Source organism: Micromonospora sp. WMMD736 (assembly GCF_049179015.1).
Taxonomy (GTDB): Bacteria; Actinomycetota; Actinomycetes; order Mycobacteriales; family Micromonosporaceae; genus Micromonospora.
This window is the reverse complement of record NZ_JBMHMI010000001.1, coordinates 1,440,961-1,458,801: the sequence shown is the minus strand read 5'-3', so window position 1 is coordinate 1,458,801 and position 17,841 is coordinate 1,440,961. Positions and strand designations below refer to the sequence as shown.

At 67.1% G+C, this 17,841-nt stretch carries 5 protein-coding genes; 4 read left to right on the top strand and 1 reads right to left on the bottom strand.

Annotation, left to right across the window (positions count from 1 at the left end; all coding sequences use genetic code 11):
* The first annotated feature begins 47 nt into the window (after positions 1-47).
* From ACN269_RS06380 to ACN269_RS06365, 4 genes are all read left to right on the top strand, one after another.
* Positions 48-6,287, top strand: coding sequence for a protein kinase domain-containing protein (locus tag ACN269_RS06380; RefSeq protein WP_421471516.1), 6,240 nt, complete (start codon positions 48-50; stop codon positions 6,285-6,287).
* 44 nt (positions 6,288-6,331) lie between these two features.
* The gene (locus ACN269_RS06375; protein ID WP_421471515.1) at positions 6,332-9,262 is read left to right on the top strand and encodes a DEAD/DEAH box helicase; all 2,931 of its coding nucleotides are present in this window, start codon (positions 6,332-6,334) and stop codon (positions 9,260-9,262) included.
* The gene (locus ACN269_RS06370; RefSeq protein ID WP_421471514.1) at positions 9,262-13,389 is read left to right on the top strand and encodes an Eco57I restriction-modification methylase domain-containing protein; all 4,128 of its coding nucleotides are present in this window, start codon (positions 9,262-9,264) and stop codon (positions 13,387-13,389) included. Before ACN269_RS06375 ends, ACN269_RS06370 begins: the two co-directional genes overlap by 1 nt.
* A gap of 65 nt (positions 13,390-13,454) precedes the next feature.
* Entirely contained in the window at positions 13,455-14,573 is a 1,119-nt protein-coding gene (locus tag ACN269_RS06365) for a hypothetical protein (protein ID WP_421471513.1), read from the top strand.
* A gap of 30 nt (positions 14,574-14,603) precedes the next feature.
* On the opposite strand, the gene ACN269_RS06360 is transcribed toward ACN269_RS06365, so the two are convergent.
* On the bottom strand, positions 14,604-17,600 hold the full coding sequence (locus tag ACN269_RS06360; RefSeq protein ID WP_421471512.1) for an N-6 DNA methylase: 2,997 nt from the start codon (positions 17,598-17,600) through the stop codon (positions 14,604-14,606).
* Positions 17,601-17,841: the final 241 nt, after the last annotated feature.

Sequence of the window (17,841 nt, the reverse complement as noted above, 5' to 3'; positions counted from 1 at the left end):
GTGTCCGAGCGACGCTCAACGACTGGAACGGCTAATGGGGGCTGGGGGTGGCCGTGAACCTGGAACTGGTGGCGGACCGATTTCGCCTGCTGAACGCGCTTGGCAGGGGCAATATGGGGGAGGTCCACCGCGCGGAGGACATGTGGGCACCGGAGGGCTCGCAGGATCGCGTCGTCGCGGTGAAGCTGATACTGCGGAGCCGATCCGGCGCGAGCATCGATTCGACCGCAGACAACAAGGCTGTGCAGAGATTCGAGCGCGAGTCGCGCATCATGCGTCGCCTGACCCACGCGAACCTGCCACGTTCGATCGCCGGCGGCTTCGACCCCTCCGGCCTTCCCTATATCGCCATGGAGTTCCTCGACGGCGAGACACTGCGGGACCTGATCACTGAACAGCCACAACTGCCGATCTCGTGGGTCGCCGCAATCGGTGCTCAAATCGCCGACGGTCTCGCCGCCGCACACAGCGTCGACGTCATCCATCGCGACCTGAAGCCGTCCAATGTGATGCTCTTGCGCGGTGGCCTGGTCAAGGTTCTCGACTTCGGCATGGGTCGGATCGTCGACTCCGACGATGCCGAGAAACTCACCAGCACCGGCGTCACGGTGGGTACGGCCCGCTACATGGCCCCCGAGCAGTTCCGGGCCTCGTCGGTCACCCAGGCCGCCGACCTGTACGCCCTGGGCTGTGTCCTGTTCGAGCTGCTGACGGGTGTGCCGCCGTTCCACAGCGGCTCCGCGCACGAGGTAGGGCAGAAGCACCTGGAGGAGCCGCCGCCGCCGGTGCGGGTGCTGCGGTCGGATGTTCCACCATCCCTTGAGCGGCTCATCGAGAGGTTGCTCGCCAAGGACCCGGCGGATCGGCCGGAGGACGCCGTGACTGTCCGTGAGGCGCTCCTGCCGCTGGCGAAGGGCGAGGACAAGGTCATCGGCTGGGACGACTTCAACCCGGTCGGCCGTTTCCGCACCACCTACACGATTGGCGCGGGCGTCAGCCGACCCGCGACCAACGAGATAACGACCATGACCGGCCCGGTCTCCGGCATGGACGTGTTCGGCGTGCACCGCAGGCTCATCCGCGAATACCGCGCCTTCACTGAGGGCGGCACGATCATCCGCGATGACCGGATCGCCGAGTTCGTCGAGCGCGACTTGGACGCGAAGTCGCAGTGGCCCGACCCCTGGCTGTCGCTGAACCCGTTCTTTGCCTCCGGCGGCAGCATGCTCGAACTCGTCAACGAGGGTGTGCTGCACCGGGAGTGCGCGCGCATCTTCCAGGCGAACAAGACCGAGGGTGGCACCGACTGCGACGGCCGACCGCTCACCCTGCATCGGCACCAGCGCGAGGCCATCGAGAAGGCCCAGTCGGGTGCTTCCTACGTGCTCACCACCGGCACCGGGTCCGGCAAGTCCCTGTCGTACATCGTTCCGATCGTGGACAAGGTGCTCAGGGCACGCGAACAGGAAGGCGCGAAGACCCGCAAACGCGTTCGGGCGATCATCGTCTACCCGATGAACGCGTTGGCCAACAGCCAGCTCAAGGAGCTCGACAAGTACCTCTGTGACGGGTACGGGCCGGGCCGGGAGCCGGTGACGTATGCCCGGTATACCGGGCAGGAGAGCGACGAGCGGCGCAAGGAGATCCGCGACAACCCCCCGGACATCCTGCTCACCAACTACGTGATGCTTGAGCTGATGCTGACCCGGCCCGACGACCGCCGGTCGCTCATCAAGATGGCCCGAGGGCTGGAGTTCCTCGTCTTCGACGAGCTACACACGTACCGGGGCCGTCAGGGCGCCGACGTGGCCCTGCTGATCCGCCGGGTGCGGGAGGCCTGCCAGGCGACCGACCTGCAGTGCATCGGCACCTCCGCGACCATTTCAACCGAGGGCACCCTCGACGACCAGCGCGAGGCGGTGGCCCGGGTGGCCAGCACCCTCTTCGGCACCGAGCTCACCCGCGACAATGTCATCGGCGAGACGTTGATCCGGGCAACAGCCGAGGCCCCCGACACGGTGCCGGTGGAGCGCCTGCGGACACCCGGCGCTCCTCGGGCGTACGCGGATCTGGTGAACGACCCGCTGGCTCGCTGGATCGAGACCCGGTTTGGGCTCGCCACCGATTTGGTCTCCGGCCAGCTCGTGCGGCAGAAGCCGGCAAAGATCGAGGACGCCGCGCTGGAGTTGGCGCGGCAGAGTGACCTGACCGCGGCCGACTGTGCCCAGGCGATCCGGGCCACGCTCAAGGCCGGCTCCGAGGCCCGGGACCCGGTCACGGAGCGGCCGCTGTTCGCGTTCCGGTTGCACCAGTTCCTGTCCAAGGGCGACACCGTCTACGTCACCTTGGAGGACGAGCCCACCCGGCATCTCACCCGCGAGTACCAGCTCGTCCTGCCCGGCTCCGACGGCAAGATTCTCCTGCCACTGGCCTTCTGCCGCGAGTGCGGCCAGGAGTACCTGACCGTTTGGCGGTCCGAGAAGGACGGCAGGGTTGTCTACGCGCCGCGTCGCGACACCGCCGCCAGCGGTGGCTCCGGTGAGGACGGCTACCTGTACATCGACTCTGAGCGCCCGTGGCCGGTCAACGACGAGGAGGCGATCGAGGCCCGGCGGATCCCGGAATCCTGGCTGGAGGTCGACGCCGGCGGGCACGAAGTGGTCCGCAGCTCCTACCGGCCACGGCTGCCGCAGGCGGTCGCGGTCGACCCGCAGGGCTGGGAGGGGCACGGCGACCTGAAGGCCGCCTTCATTCCCTCGCCGTTCCTCTTCTGCCTGCACTGTGGTGTCAGCTACGAGCAGACCCGGGGGAGGGACTTCGCCAAGCTGGCGACCCTGGACCAGGAGGGCCGCTCCTCGGCCACCTCGCTGGTGTCAGCGTCGATCGTCCGATCGCTGATGCAGGCGCCGCCGGAGGCGCTCAACAAGAAGGCTCGCAAGCTTCTCACGTTTGTCGACAACCGACAGGATGCCTCCCTGCAAGCGGGACACTTCAACGACTTCGTGCAGGTCACACAGCTCCGTGGCGCTCTCTACCGGGCTGTGGTCGAGGCGGGTGACGAGGGCATTACCCACGAGCATCTCGCCGCCCGGGTCAGCGCCGCGCTGGGGTTGAGCCTTGGCGACTTTGCGCGGGAAGCCGATCTTCCGCCGTCGCTGGCCAACCTGGCGGCGAAGACGCTGCGGGACGTTGTCGCGTTTCGGCTGTATCTCGACCTGGAACGCGGCTGGCGCATCACCATGCCCAATCTTGAGCAGACCGGCCTTTTGAAGATCGACTATCACGATCTGCGCTGGCTCGCCGAGAGGCAGGACCGCTGGGCGGGCGCCCACGAGAAGCTCCGTGGCGCGGAGCCGGACGACCGCATCGAGATCATGCGGGTACTCCTGGATGAGATGCGCCGCGGGCTGGCGATCGACGTCCAGTACTTCAGGGACGACTTCGACTCGCTCCAGCGGGCCAGCGAGGAACGCCTCGTCGACCCGTGGGTGCTCTCGGCCAACGACAAGCCCAAAGTCGGTGCTGCTTACCCCCAATCTTCTGGCCGTGGCCTCGACCGGTCGAACCTGTTCCTCTCGGGACGAGGGAAGGTCGGAAAGTACCTGCGGCGGGTGCACTTCCCCGATTTGTCGTGGAACGACGCGCAGGAGGTGATCGCCGATCTGCTGGAGGTGCTCAAGCGGGGCGGCCAGGTCACCGAGGTCACCCAGGTCCCGGAACGGGCCGGTCGTTACCGACGTTCGGCCGCCACTGCGGCTACCGGCTACCAGGTCTCGGCAGCGGCGCTGATCTGGCGGGCCGGCACCGGCGAGACCGGCAGCCACGACCCGCTGACGCGGACGTACGCCAGCGGCGACGGGCCGCGGGTCAACAGGTTCTTCCGCGAGCTGTACCAGGACACGGCGGGGACCCTCGCCGGCCTGACCGCTCGGGAGCACACGGCGCAGGTCGACCCCATGGAGCGGGAGCGGCGGGAGGAGGCATTCCGCAAGGCGGAACTCAAACTGCTGTACTGCTCGCCGACGATGGAGCTCGGCGTCGACATCTCCGAGCTCAACGCCGTCATGATGCGCAATGTCCCGCCGACGCCGGCGAACTACGCCCAGCGCAGTGGCCGGGCCGGAAGGTCGGGGCAGCCCGCGCTTGTCACCACCTACTGCGCCACCGGAAACAGCCACGACCAGTACTACTTCCGGCGCTCCGAGCGGATGGTGGCCGGGGCGGTGGCACCTCCTCGCCTGGACCTGGCCAACGAGGATCTGGTGCGCTCACATGTGCACGCCATCTGGCTGGCGGAGGCGGGCCTCAAGCTGGGCCGCGCGATCCCCGAGACGATCGACATCAGCTACCTCGAGGACACCCGCAACCCCAACCCGGCACTGGCGCTACACGATCACATCACCGCGGCGCTGCAGGACATGCAGGCGCAGGAGCGGGCCGCAGCCGCAGCCCGCGCGGTCTTCGCCGAACTGCTGCGCGACTTCCAGAAGTCAACCTGGTGGGACGACAACTGGATCGGGGACACCGTCCGGACCACCCCCGAGCGATTCAACCGTGCGTTCGACCGCTGGCGGGACCTGTTCAAGGCGGCGCTCGTCGACCAGGCTGAGCAGAACCGCCGCGTCCTCGACCACACCCTCTCCGAGCGGGACCGGCGCATCGCGGTGGGGCGCCGCAAGGAGGCCGAGACGCAGCTCAACCTGCTCAAGAACGAGACGGTCGAGAACCGGTCCGTCCTGTCGGACTTCAATCCGTACCGCTACCTGGCCAGCGAGGGTTTCCTACCGGGCTACTCGTTCCCGCGCCTGCCGCTGGCGGCTTACGTGCCGACCACAGGACGCAGGTCGGGGGAGGGCGACTATCTGCAGCGCCCCCGCTTCCTCGCGATCCGCGAGTTTGGGCCGGGTGCGCTCATCTACCACGAAGGTGCCCGCTATCAGGTCACCCGGATCCAGTTGCCGCCGGATGCGGCGGGGGAAGTGGTGACGAGCCAGGCCCGGCGCTGTACGAGTTGCGGCTACCACCACGATGCCCGCGGCGGCGCGGTCCGCTGTGAGATGTGCGACGAGAAGCTCGGCGACACCACCTACGGCCTGCTGCACCTGCACACCGTCTACACCAAGCGCCGGGAACGGATCTCCTCGGACGAGGAGGAACGGCGCCGGGCAGGCTTCCGGCTGGTGACGTCGTACCGCTTCCAGGACCACGGCGCCCGGGCCGGTCGGCAGGACGCGGTGGTGTCCGACGGTGACGCTCAGCTCGCCACCCTCTCGTACGGCGATTCGGCGACGGTCCGCATCACCAACGTCGGCCGGGTCCGCGCCAAGCAGGACGAGCCGGACGGGTTCTGGCTCGATCCTGCCGACGGCCGGTGGATGAACGAACGTGACGCCGGCGAGGCGTCCGGCGACTCCAGCGAGATGCCCGTGGTCGACGCCGACGGCAACGAGAAGCGCCGCAAGAAGCGGGTCATCCCGTACGTCGAGGACCGCCGGAATATCCTCGTGCTCAAGCTCGATGAGCCGGTGGAGCACGACGTCGCGCTCACCCTGATGTACGCGCTCGAACGCGGTATCGAGGCTGCCTTCGAACTGGAGGACTCGGAACTCACCACCGAGCTGCTCCCGCCCGACGACGGTCCCCGCGACCGGATGCTCTTCACCGAGGCGGCCGAGGGCGGCGCCGGCGTGCTCCGGCTCATGCAATCGGACCCGACGGCACTCGCCCGCGCCGCCGCCACAGCGCTGGACATCTGCCACTTCGACCCGGACGGCACCGACCGGGGCGGGCCGCACAAGGACCGCCCGTGCGCCTGGGGCTGCTACGAGTGCCTGCTCACCTACGGCAACCAGCTCAACCACCACTCCATCAACCGACACCTGGTCCGCGACCTACTGCTGCGGTTCGTCGGTGCGGCGGCGCGCACCACCGGCGAGGGCGAGTCCCGCACGGAGCAGTTGGCCCGGCTCACCGAGCGGTCGGACACCAAGCTGGAGGGGAAGCTGATCGCCTGGCTGAAGGAGCATGGCCTACGGCTGCCCGACGATGCGCAGGTGTTCGTCACCGAGGCGCTGGCCCGCCCCGACTACGTCTACCGGCTGCCCGGGGCGAACGTCGCCGTATTCGTCGACGGGCCGGTCCACGAGCACGATTCGGTGGCCGAACGTGACCGCGAGGCGGAGGAGCGCCTGTTCGACATGGGCTGGGACGTCGTGCGGTTCCCGCACGACGCCGACTGGTCCTTGATCGCCACCAAGAACAAGCGCTACTTCGGCACCGGTGCCTGACCACCGACTCCTCTCACCATATCGACGACGCGAGGAACAGCTTCATGACCACCTTCAGCGCCGGTACGCTGGTCTCCGCCCGAGGCCGCGATTGGGTCGTGCTGCCTGAGAGCGCCCCCGACATGCTGGTCCTACGACCGCTGGGCGGCGCCGACGACGACATCGCCGCGGTTTTCCCCGCCTTCGAGCAGGTCAAGAGCGCCGAGTTCGCCCCGCCGACGCCGTCCGACCTCGGGGACGCGTACGCGGCGAGCCTGCTCCGTTCCGCGCTGCGGATCGGCTTCCGCTCCGGCGCCGGACCGTTCCGCTCGCTCGCCAGGATCGCCGTCGAGCCGCGCGCCTACCAGCTCGTGCCGCTGTTGATGGCGCTGCGCCAGCGAACCGTGCGGATGCTGATCTCGGATGACGTCGGTATCGGCAAGACCATCGAGGCCGGCCTGATCGCCAGCGAACTGCTGGCTCAGGGGAGCGCCACCAAGCTCGCTGTGCTCTGCTCGCCGGCGCTGGCCGAGCAGTGGCAGGCAGAGCTGCGCACCAAGTTCGGCATCGACGCCGAACTGGTGCTCGCCTCGACGGTGTCGAAGCTGGAGCGCGGGCTGGACCTGGGCCAGTCGCTCTTCGACAGGCACCCGCACGTCATCGTCTCCATGGACTTCATCAAGTCGACCCGGCACCGCGACGACTTCGTCCGTCACTGCCCGGACCTGGTCATCGTCGACGAGGCCCACAGCTGCGTCGCCGCCGATGACAACACCTCGGCCCAGAACCAGCTCCGCTTCGAGTTGTTGCAGCGGATCGCCGCCGACACCGAGCGGCACCTGCTGCTGGTTACGGCGACCCCGCACAGCGGCAAGGAGAGCGCCTTCCGTAACCTGCTCGGTTTGGTCCGGCCGGAACTCGCGACCGTCGACCTTGGCTCGGAGGCTGGCCGGCGGATGCTCGCCCAGCACTTCGTACACCGCAAGCGCGCCGACGTGCGGCAGTACCTCACCAGAGAAGACGGCCTGGCCGACGACAGCCTCGCCGAGGAGACAGCGTTCCCGTCCGACCGGGAGTTCAAGGACGAGACCTACAAGCTCACCCCGGCCTACAGGGCGCTGCTCAACGACGCCATCGCGTACGCCAGCGAGCGGGTGACCGCCGCGGACAGCCGGGGTCGGCGTGAGGCCCGGATCGCCTGGTGGTCGGCGATCGCGCTGCTGCGGTCGCTGGTGTCCTCGCCGCGCGCTGCCGCGCAGACCCTGCGCACCCGCTCGGCGACTGCGACCGCCGTCACCGCCGAGGAGGCCGACCGGCTAGGCGCACCGTTGACCAGCGACTTTTCCGACACCGATGCCCTGGAAGGGCTTGATGTCGCCCCCGGCGCGGAGGCCGGCGGCGTGGAGGTCGACGCGGGACGGCGGCTCGCCGAACTTGCCGACCAGGCGGCCGAACTGGAGGGTCCGGCCGAGGACAAGAAGCTGGCGGCACTGGTCAAGCACCTCAAAGACCTGCTCAAGGAGGGCTACCACCCGATTGTCTTCTGCCGCTACATCCCGACAGCTGAGTACGTCGCCGAGCATCTGGAAGGTGCCCTCGGCAAGAAGACCGTGGTGCGCGCCGTCACCGGCACTCTCTCGCCACAGCAGCGCCTACAGCGCATCGAGGAGTTGGCCGAGGCGGCCGGCGACGATCCGGCCGCCCGCCGCGTCCTGATCGCCACCGACTGCCTCTCCGAGGGCGTCAACCTCCAGCACCACTTCGATGCCGTCATCCATTACGACCTCGCCTGGAACCCCAGCCGCCACGACCAGCGGGAGGGCCGCGTCGACCGGTACGGTCAGAAGCGCGACGTGGTCCGGGTCATCACCCTCTGGGGCAGCGACAACGGCATCGACGGCAAGGTCCTCGACGTCCTCATCAAGAAGCACCGGCAGATCCGCAAGGACCTCGGCATCTCCGTCTCCGTCCCGGACGCGGCCTCCCAGGGCGTGACCGACGCGATCGTCGAATGGCTTCTGCTGCGCGGCCAGGAACAGGAGCAGGGCAGCCTCTTCGACGCCGAGGAGTACCGCGCGATCGACAAAAAGGCCGCCACGCTGGCGACCGAGTGGCAGTCCGCAGCCGAGAAGGAGAAGACCTCCCGGTCCCGGTTCGCCCAGCACACCATCCGCCCCGATGAGGTGGCTCAGGAGGTCGCCGCGATCCGCGACACGCTCGGCCGCGCCGCCGAAATCCGCGATTTCGTACGCCAGTCGCTCCGCGCGCTCGACGGCGTGCTGCGCGACGAGCCGGGCCCGACAGGTGACTTCACCGCCGATGTGAGCGGCACCCCCGCCGGCCTTCGGGACGCGCTCGCCCCAGTGCTCGGCGGCGACGCCCTCGAGTCGGGCCGGCCGGTCCCGTTCCGGGCCACGGCGGCAGTCGCGCGTGGCGAGGCGGCTCTGGTCCGCACCGATCCGGCGGTCGTGGCGCTCGCCGGTTATGTCCTCAACGCTGCCTTGGACGCGCAGGTCTCCGGGCCGCGCCCGGCCCGCCGCTGTGGCGTGATCCGGACCCGGGCCGTCAGCGGCCGCACCACACTGCTGCTGGTCCGCTACCGCTTCCACCTCACCCTGCCGTCCCGGACCGGAACAAGGCAGCTCGTCGCCGAGGACGCCCGGCTACTCGCCTTCGCTGGCGCACCTGCCAACGCCACCTGGCTGCCGACCGACGACGCACTGCGGCTGCTTGACGCCGCCGCCGACGAGAACACTGACCCGGACTTCGGCGAACGCACCATGAGCCGGATCCTCGGCGGACTGCCCGAGGTCACCGACCACCTCGAGACGTACGGTGAGGAGTTGGCCGCCGAACTGCTCGCCTCGCACCGCCGCGTGCGCAGCGCTGCCGGCGAGATCGTCCGCGGCCTCACCGTCACCGCCCAGAGGCCCGCCGACATTCTCGGCGCCTACGTCTACCTGCCCGCTTCCATGACCGCCGGAGGCAACGCCTGATGTCCGCCACCGCCCGCAACCAGGTCTTCTCCGCCGTCCACACGATCGGTGGGCTGATTCCTGCCGACATGCTGGTCCGGATCTCGGAGGAGGGCAGGGACGTCAACGGCTCCAAGCCCGCCGACTACCGGGTGATCGGCTCCCGGTCAATCCGTGACGACGCCGAACGGCATTGGGACTACCTCAAGTCGGTGTGGAAGGAACTGCGCGACCGGCTCCCCGTCACCCCGGAGGCTGAGGTGCCGGTCGACCCGACCGGCCTGGCGGTCACCCAGTGGCTGGAGCCGCTCTTCGCGGAGCTGGGTTTCGGCCGGCTGACGGCGCTCGGCGCCTCGGTCATCACCTCCGACGACGGTGCCAAGACGTTTGCGATCAGCCACCGCTGGAGTCACGTCCCGATCCACCTGGCCCCGTGGAACGCGGCGTTGGACAAGCGTTCCTCCGGCGGAGGCGTGCCGCCGCAGTCGCTGGTGCAGGAACTCCTGAACCGGTCCGAGGCGCACCTGTGGGGTGTGCTCACCAACGGCCGCCAGCTGCGGCTGCTGCGGGACTCCAGCGCGCTCGCCACCGCCGCATACGTCGAGTTCGACCTGGAGGCGATCTTCGACGGCGAGCTGTTCAGTGAGTTCGTGCTGCTGTACCGGCTGCTGCACGTCTCCCGCTTCGAGGTCGCCGAGGGCGCGGCACCGTCGACGTGCTGGCTGGAGAAGTGGCGCACCGAGGCCATCTCCTCGGGCGTACGCGCTCTGGACCATCACCGCGACGCGGTCAAGAAGGCCATCATCGCGCTCGGCACCGGCTTCCTTCGCCATCCGGCCAACGGCGAGTTGCGACGGAACCTCGACGTGGACACCTTCCACGCTGCTTTGCTACGCCTCGTCTACCGTTTGATCTTTCTCTTCGTTGCCGAGGATCGGGGTGCGCTCCATCCGTCCGGAACAAGTGAGCAGACCCGCGAGCGGTATGCAAAATACTTCTCAAGTGCGCGGCTGCGCCACCAGGCGCTTCGACGTCGCGGTACCGCACAGGGGGATCTTTACCAGGCCCTGCGGATCGCCCTCGACGCGCTCGGCGACGAGAACGGGCGCCCCGAACTCGGCTTGCCCGGCCTCGGTGGCGTCTTCGACGACACTGACGCTGATTCGCCCCTGCGTGGCCGCTCGCTAGCCAACGCGGACCTGCTGGATGCGGTACGGCACCTCTCCCGGGTCCAGGATGACGGGTCTGGCCGATGGCGTCCCGTGGACTACCGCAACATGGGTGCGGAGGAGCTTGGTTCGATCTACGAGTCGCTGCTGGAGTTGGTACCCAAGCACAGTGCGGTAGACAGCACCTTCGAGCTGGTGGAACGCCTCGGCAACAACCGCAAGAAGACTGGCTCCTACTACACGCCGAGTTCCCTCATCGAGACCCTGCTCAACTCCACTCTCGATCCGGTCATCGACGACGCGCAGAAGCGTGGCGAACTGAAAGCCTCGGCCGCTGGCGAACCGGACCCGGTCGAGGCCGTCGTCGAGGAATTGTTGTCTCTCACCGTCTGCGACCCCGCCTGCGGATCTGGACATTTCCTCGTCGCCGCGGCCCGCCGGATCGCCAAGCGAGTCGCAGCGGTCCGCGAACGCAACCCGGAACCCACCGTCGACGCCGTACGACACGCCTTGCACGAGGTGGTTGCCCGCTGCATCTACGGCGTGGACCTCAACCCGATGGCCGTCGAGCTGGCCAAGGTGTCGTTGTGGATGGAGGCATTGGAACCGGGGAAGCCTCTCAGTTTCCTCGACGCGCACATCAAGCGCGGTGATGGCTTGCTCGGGGCCACACCCGCGTTGATCCGCAACGGTATCCCCAACAAGGCGTTCAAACCGGTCGAGGGCGATGACGAGGCATATGCAAAGTTTCTGATGAACCAGAACGACAAAGAGCGTAGTGGGCAGGGCGGGCTGTTCTCCCTGGCCGTCGAACCATCCGTGGCCAACGCCGCGTTCGCGTCTAGCCTCCGACGCATCACCGACGCGCCGGCGGACAACCTCATCGACGTCCGCCGCCAAGCCGTCGCATATCGGGATTGGCAGGCAACGGCCGCGTACGCCCACGCTAAGCATGTGGCGGACGCCTGGTGCGCGACGTTCGTGTGGCACAAAGCCAAGGACGCACCGCCCGCCATCACCGATGACGTCTTCCGCGCTCTACAGGACCCGAAGGGCGACGCGGCGCCGCAGGCGACCCACGACGAGATAGTTCGGCTCTGCGAGCAGTACAACTTTTTCCACTGGCACCTGGAGTTCCCTGACATCTTCGCCGTCACCGAGGACGACGACGCGCCGGGCCTAGACCGGGCCACCGGCTGGGTCGGCGGGTTCTCCTGCATTTTGGCAAACCCACCCTGGGACAAGGTCGACTTCGAGGACAAGAAATATTTCAGTGTCGTCGAGCCCTCCATTGCAGAAATCTCCGGCACGGCCCGACGCACCCGCATCGCCCGCTGGGCCGAGGAGAACCCGGAGGCCGGCGAACGCTATCGCGCGGCCCGCCGCAGGGTGAAGTCGACCTTCCTCTTCGCGAGCAGCTCTGGGGTGTACCCGCTGTGCGCCAAAGGCCTCACGGTCAAGGGCGTCAACTCGCTTCAAACAGATCAGCTCTTCGCCGAGCGGTTCGCGTCAATCGTTGCGGCCGAAGGCCGGGTCGGCTGCATCATCCCGACCACCATCGCGACGGGTGCGGGTGCGCAGCACCTCTTCAGTGATCTCACCCGGCGTGGTTCGATCGCCGCTCTGTATGACTTCGAGAACCGCAAGCCGCTGTTCGTCGGCGTCGACTCCCGTTACAAGTTCTGTCTGCTCTCGCTGGCTGGCCGCGACCTGCGGGAGCCGGCGGCGAAGTTCGCGTTCTTCCTCCTCGATGCGACCGATCTCGACGATACCGAGCGGGTGTTCGCGCTCAGCCCGGAGGAAATCGCCCTCATCAACCCCAACACCGGCACGCTCCCCATCTTCCGCTCGCGTCGTGACGCGGACCTGACCGCGGCGATCTACCACCGCCTCCCGGTCCTCTGGAACGAGACCCGCAGGGACGGCAACCCCTGGGGAATCACCTTCAAGAACCTCTTCAACATGACCGACGACTCCGACCTCTTCCGGACGCGTGAGCATTTGGAGGCCGAAGGCTGGGAACTGCAGGGTAACGTCTTCACCAGATCTGGTAGACGGACGTTGCCCCTGTACGAAGGCAAGATGGTTCACCATTTCGATCACCGCTGGAACTGCTACTACGGCACCGGTAACGAGGATCGGCGCCGGCTCACGCTCGCCGAGAAGCAGGATCCGTCCCCGGCGGCCGACCCGCGCTATTGGATCGCGGAGGACGGGCTCATCCGCACAGTGCGGAACAACAAGGAAGCGGACATCCCTGGCATCGCCCTCCGCTTGAAGGAAGTTGCATGGGACCGGCAATGGCTGTGCGGCTGGCGCGATGTCTGCCGGACGACCGATGAGCGCACCGCCATCCCGGCGTTCCTTCCGCGTACGGCTGTGGGACATACGTACCCCCTGATGCTGCCGCGCGTGTCGCCCATCCTGACTGCGGCCCTCATCGCTGCCCAGAGTTCCCTCGTCTTCGATTTCGTGAGCCGACAGAAGGTAAGCGGCGCTCACATGGCTCTTATGACGTGGAAGCAGCTTCCCGTGCCCACCCCCGACGCGTTGGCCCCGCACACCCAGTTCCTCACCCCCCGGGTACTCGAACTCGTTTACACCGCCCACGACATGGCGGGACTCGCGCGTGACCTCGGAGATTCCGGCGGCCCGTTCCGGTGGGACGAGGACCGTCGTCCGCAGATCCGTGCCGAACTGGATGCCTACTTCTTTCACCTCTACGGAATTGACCGGCCCGACGTGGACTACATCCTGGAGACGTTCCAAACCGAGAACGGTGGCCTGAAGCACAATGAGATCTCCAAATATGGTGCCTACCGCACCAAGGAGATGGTCCTCGCCGAGTACGACCGGATGGCCGCTGCCAGCGTGAGCCTGACCACCCCACTCATTGACGACGAAAGCTACACCTCCACGCTCACCCCGCCCCCGGGCCGAGGCTCCCGCCACCCGTCCATCCCTACCGACATTCGCTAGCCGAACGCCAAGCAACGGACTGACATGCGGGAGGCAGGCGTTGAGTCTTCCGGAGAGGACTCGCCATGACTGAAGCTACTAAGGAAGGTGTCGACGACGCCGGGGACGATGCCGACCGGGAGGTTGTCGAGCATGAGCGGGCTGAGCTGCGGGAGTTCATCAAGGGGCTGAGCCCGGACGACATCAAGTCGGGTGGCTGGTTCACCAAGCTCATCGCTCAGGGCCTGCGTTCCTACACGGAGAAGGTCGACTGGCAGTACCTTCAGGAGCGGTATAAGGGCGTACCCGCGGACGCCATCGTGGATCAGCGGATCAAGATGGCAGCGCGGTACGCCGCGCTCGAAGGTGGGCTCTCCGCCGGGGCCTACTCGGCGGCTATCGTCGCCACCCTCGGGAGCTTTGGTGGTGCCTCGCCGGCGACTGTCCCGGCCGCTGTCGCGACCTTCATGGTCGACGTCGCGTACATCACCCGGCTCCAGCTCCGACTGGCCTACGACATCGCAGTCCTCTATCGAGTCCCGCTAGACCTGTCCGACCCAGATGACATGTGGAAGCTCATCCGGGTGGCCTTCACGATCAAGGGCGGGGAAATGGCCCGCGAAGGCGTGGTCAAGGCGGTCCCGGTTGTAGTGCGACCGCTGATCAAGCGCTTCTACTCTGGGGCGGTCCTGAACGCTGCGAAGAGCCTTCCGATCGTCGGGAAGTTCCTCCTGCAACGTAACGTCATCAAGATCGGTATCCCCGTCGTCGGGGTTCCACTTGCGGTGGTCATGAACCGCTATACGACGCTGCTCGCCGGTCGGCACGCGCGAGCCGTCTTCCGGAACGAGGCGCGGGTGATCGAACTGGCCCAGCGCCTGAGCAAGCGGAGTCAGCACCCTGAATTGATTCTGTGGGTCGCGTGGCTCGTCATCACGGCAGACCACAAGATTGCGGACGACGAGACGCTGTTGATGCGGCACCTGGTGAGACTGGTCCGGGATCAGCATCAGGTGATTGATAGACAGCTCGAGCATGTTGTCGACATCGACCCCGCCGAGGTGTGGCGACGCCTGAACGCCGAGCAAGGAGACTTGAGTGACGTCCTCGACGCTGCCGACCTCGTGGCGGCCGTGGATGGTGCCGCCAACGGGCTCGAGAAGGCAGTCATCTCTGAGCTGCGAGATCGCTGCCGCCGAGACTGACCCGCTGAGACAGAATGCCGACGGGATCCCTCAACCCAGCATCTCCATGACGACCGTCTCGATTTCAGGAGTTGCGGGGTGTCGCGCGAGTTCCGCTCGGACTATGCGGCGCAAGGCCACGAAGTTCGCGCCCTCGGTGAGGTGCAGCCCGGCGACAGTTTCGGACTGCTGCTGCCCGAGTTCCGCGAGCCGTTTGTGCACTGCGATCCCGTCGTCGTATCGCTGGATGGGCAGCTTCCACACGTGCTTGTCGATATCTCGCTCATCCTTCCCGTAGGACATCATCGGTCGGACAAGCTCAGTCAGGACGCAGCTGTTCAGGATCGCGGTGAGGAAGAGACCCTCGTCGCGGGTGGCGATTGGTGCCCAGTAGAGCTTGTGCTCGATGACCGCGGCGGGGTCATCGACGACGGCGGCGGCGACATGCATCCCGGAGGCGGAGTAGGCCAGCCGCAGAGGCGGGGTGGGGAGCTGTGCGGTGAGCCCGCGATGGAAGTCGAGTCGTTCGGCCAGCGTGAGGCGCGTGCTGCTACGGTGCGCTTCCCAGGTAGCTTCCGCCTTCTGCCACCACTCCGCGAGGCCAAAATAGTAGTCGAGTCGGGACCCGGGCCCGGTCATCAGGGTGGAACCGTCGAGCGGTAGTACCGCCCTTTTTGCGGGCAGGATCCGGTACGGCAGCAGGCTCTCGCCGAGCAACACAGGCCGGATGAACTCGCTTTCCACCACGCCGTCGAGCGAGGGTAGATCCTTCCACGGGGCCTTCTCCAGGTTGCTGCGCGCAGAGCGTACGGCGCGGCGGCCGGCACCCAGCCCGAGCCGCCCGCCGGTATCTGTCTCGACGAAGAACAGCAGCTTCGGCACGATCGTGGCGCCCTGGGTGAACCGTTGCTTGTACGGCGACTCAGTGAGCGATCCGCCCGCGACCAGTTCTGCTGGCTCGCGGGTGACTGTCGGCGCGACCTCGTGCCAGGATCGGGCGTTCGCTGGCACACGTCCCGTCCACCGCTCGGTCGACGCGGGCAGTTGGCGGTAGGTGCTCAGGGTGGCCCGGTCGCCGAAGACGACACCGGCGCCGCGTGGAAAGAGATGAGGACGTAGACGCCGCAGGTCCCAGGAGCCGCTGAAGGCGACGGCGGTTGGCTCGGCCGTGTCCTCATACCATCCCCTGCGGAAGCCCGCGAAGTATTCTCGATCGAGCACGGAGTTGGGCATGACGAAGGCAAACGAACCGTCGTCGCGAAGGTACTGCTGGACCGCTCGGGTCACGAAGAGAGCCGACAGATCCTGGTTCGTGGCGTACTCCCGGCCGTGCCAGAGCCCGCGGTCGCGGGAGAGTTCTCTGAATCGTGTCTGCATGTCCCGAGGCATGTGGCGATAGGAGAGCCAGGGCGGGTTGCCGATGAGGACGTCCACTCGGTTGTCGTCCATGGCGAGCCAGACGGGCCGGGCCAGGTTGCGCAGGTAGTAGCTCCAGATATGGTCGCGGCCCTCGTCGTGCAGCCGGCACATCGCCTCGAAGGTGCCGCGAATCATCGGCTGGTCGTCCGGTCCGATCCTCATGTGGTGGAAGAGGGCCGCCAACGACGGAGGGTTGTCCGGGTCTCGCGGTTTTGACGCGATGGTGGCGAGTCGCGCGACGATCTGATCGAAGCGACTCGGCTCGTCGAGCAAGCGTTTCGGGAAGCGGAGCCACTCCTCGACCTCGCTGGCGTTGTAGCCGGCGCTGATCCGTACGTGTTCCTCGGTGAAAAGGTCACGGCGCTCCCGCCACTGCATGCTGTCGCCGAGGTAGACCGGGATGGTAATGGCGTCCCGTTGATCGGTCAGCCGCTGGTGACCTATGGCGAGCAGGTAGGTCACGCGCGCGAGCGCCACGGCCACCGGGTGCAGGTCGACGCCGACCACGTGATGGGTGAGATGCGTCAGCGCGGCATCCAGCGGAACGTTCGCCTTCTCGGCCGCAGCGAGATACCGGCGTACGGCGTGAAAGAGGAAGGTGCCGGAGCCGCAGGCGGGGTCCAGCACCCGTTGCCGCAGCGGATCGGTGACGACGGTGTCGACCAGATGCTCCGCGAGCCAGTCGGGCGTGTAGTACTCGCCCATCCGCTTGCGCGTCTCGGGACCGATCATCGACTCGTAGAGCACCTTGAGGATGTCGTGATCGGCCCGCAGCCAGTCGAACCGGGCCAGTCGCCGGGTGAGTCCCTGAATGAACTCGCGACCGCCGGGCACCTCGGTGGTCCAGCCGAAGAAGTCATGCTCGACCACGCCCAGGATGCGTGCCTTATCGAACCGTTGCCCGGTGATGAGATCGTGCGGCTGCAACTCTAGGGCGTCGATTCCGACGACCAGGTGCGCGATGATGTACGCGCTGTTCATCAGCAGGGTGTGCTCAACGAACAGATCCGGATCGTCGACGAATTGGGTGCCCAGCGCGCTGTCCAGTAGCTCCGCCCACAGCTTCCGCTTCAACTTCACGGTTGGCAGCTGTTCGTGTTCCAAGTACAGCGCGGCGAGCGCCGCGCGATCCAGCTTGTGGGAGGTGCTTTGTGCGCCAAGGCGGCGAGCGACCTCGGCGGGAGCTGGCCAGACCCGCTGGCTCGTCGCCAGCACGCCTTCCAGCCAGTAGAAGAGGGCCAGGCCATCGGGGCGGGTGGCCGCCACCGTGTGGGTGTCAATGAGGGTCAGCGCGTCGCTGGCGAGCTGGTACGCACGCCAGTTGGCTCCATCGGTGAGGATGCCGACGTACCGCTGGCCGCTCTCCATGCTCCGCGACCACACGTAGCCAGCAAGCTGGCGCTCAGCATCCCGGAGTGGGCGACCGGTCTGGAGCCGTCGCTTGACCTCGATGATGGTGTAGCCGACCTCGATGTCGATGCGTCGGCCACCGCCAGCCGGGGCCTCGAGGTCGACGTCGAGGTGGGCGTCGGAAAGCCCGAAGTCGCCGGTCAGCAGCAGCTGGCGGATGTCGGCCTGCAGGGTCGCCTCACTGCGGGCGGCGCGCCGATCGGCGATCCGCGTAAGCAAGGGCTGCAGTGAGGGAGGAAAGCTGTCGGGCGCACTTTCCTGCGGCCGGGGTGACGATTGGCGGCTTCGGCTTACGTCTGGCGTACCGTCCGAGCGGGCCATGCATAAGTGTTGATGCCGTGACTCACCGAAGCCAAGTGATTGCGAATCACTGTCGGATTAAGGACAGCTCAGATGCGGTGACCCGATACGGTCCAGTCCTACGAATTCCGGTAGCCGGTAGGGTCGCACCCACCGCCTT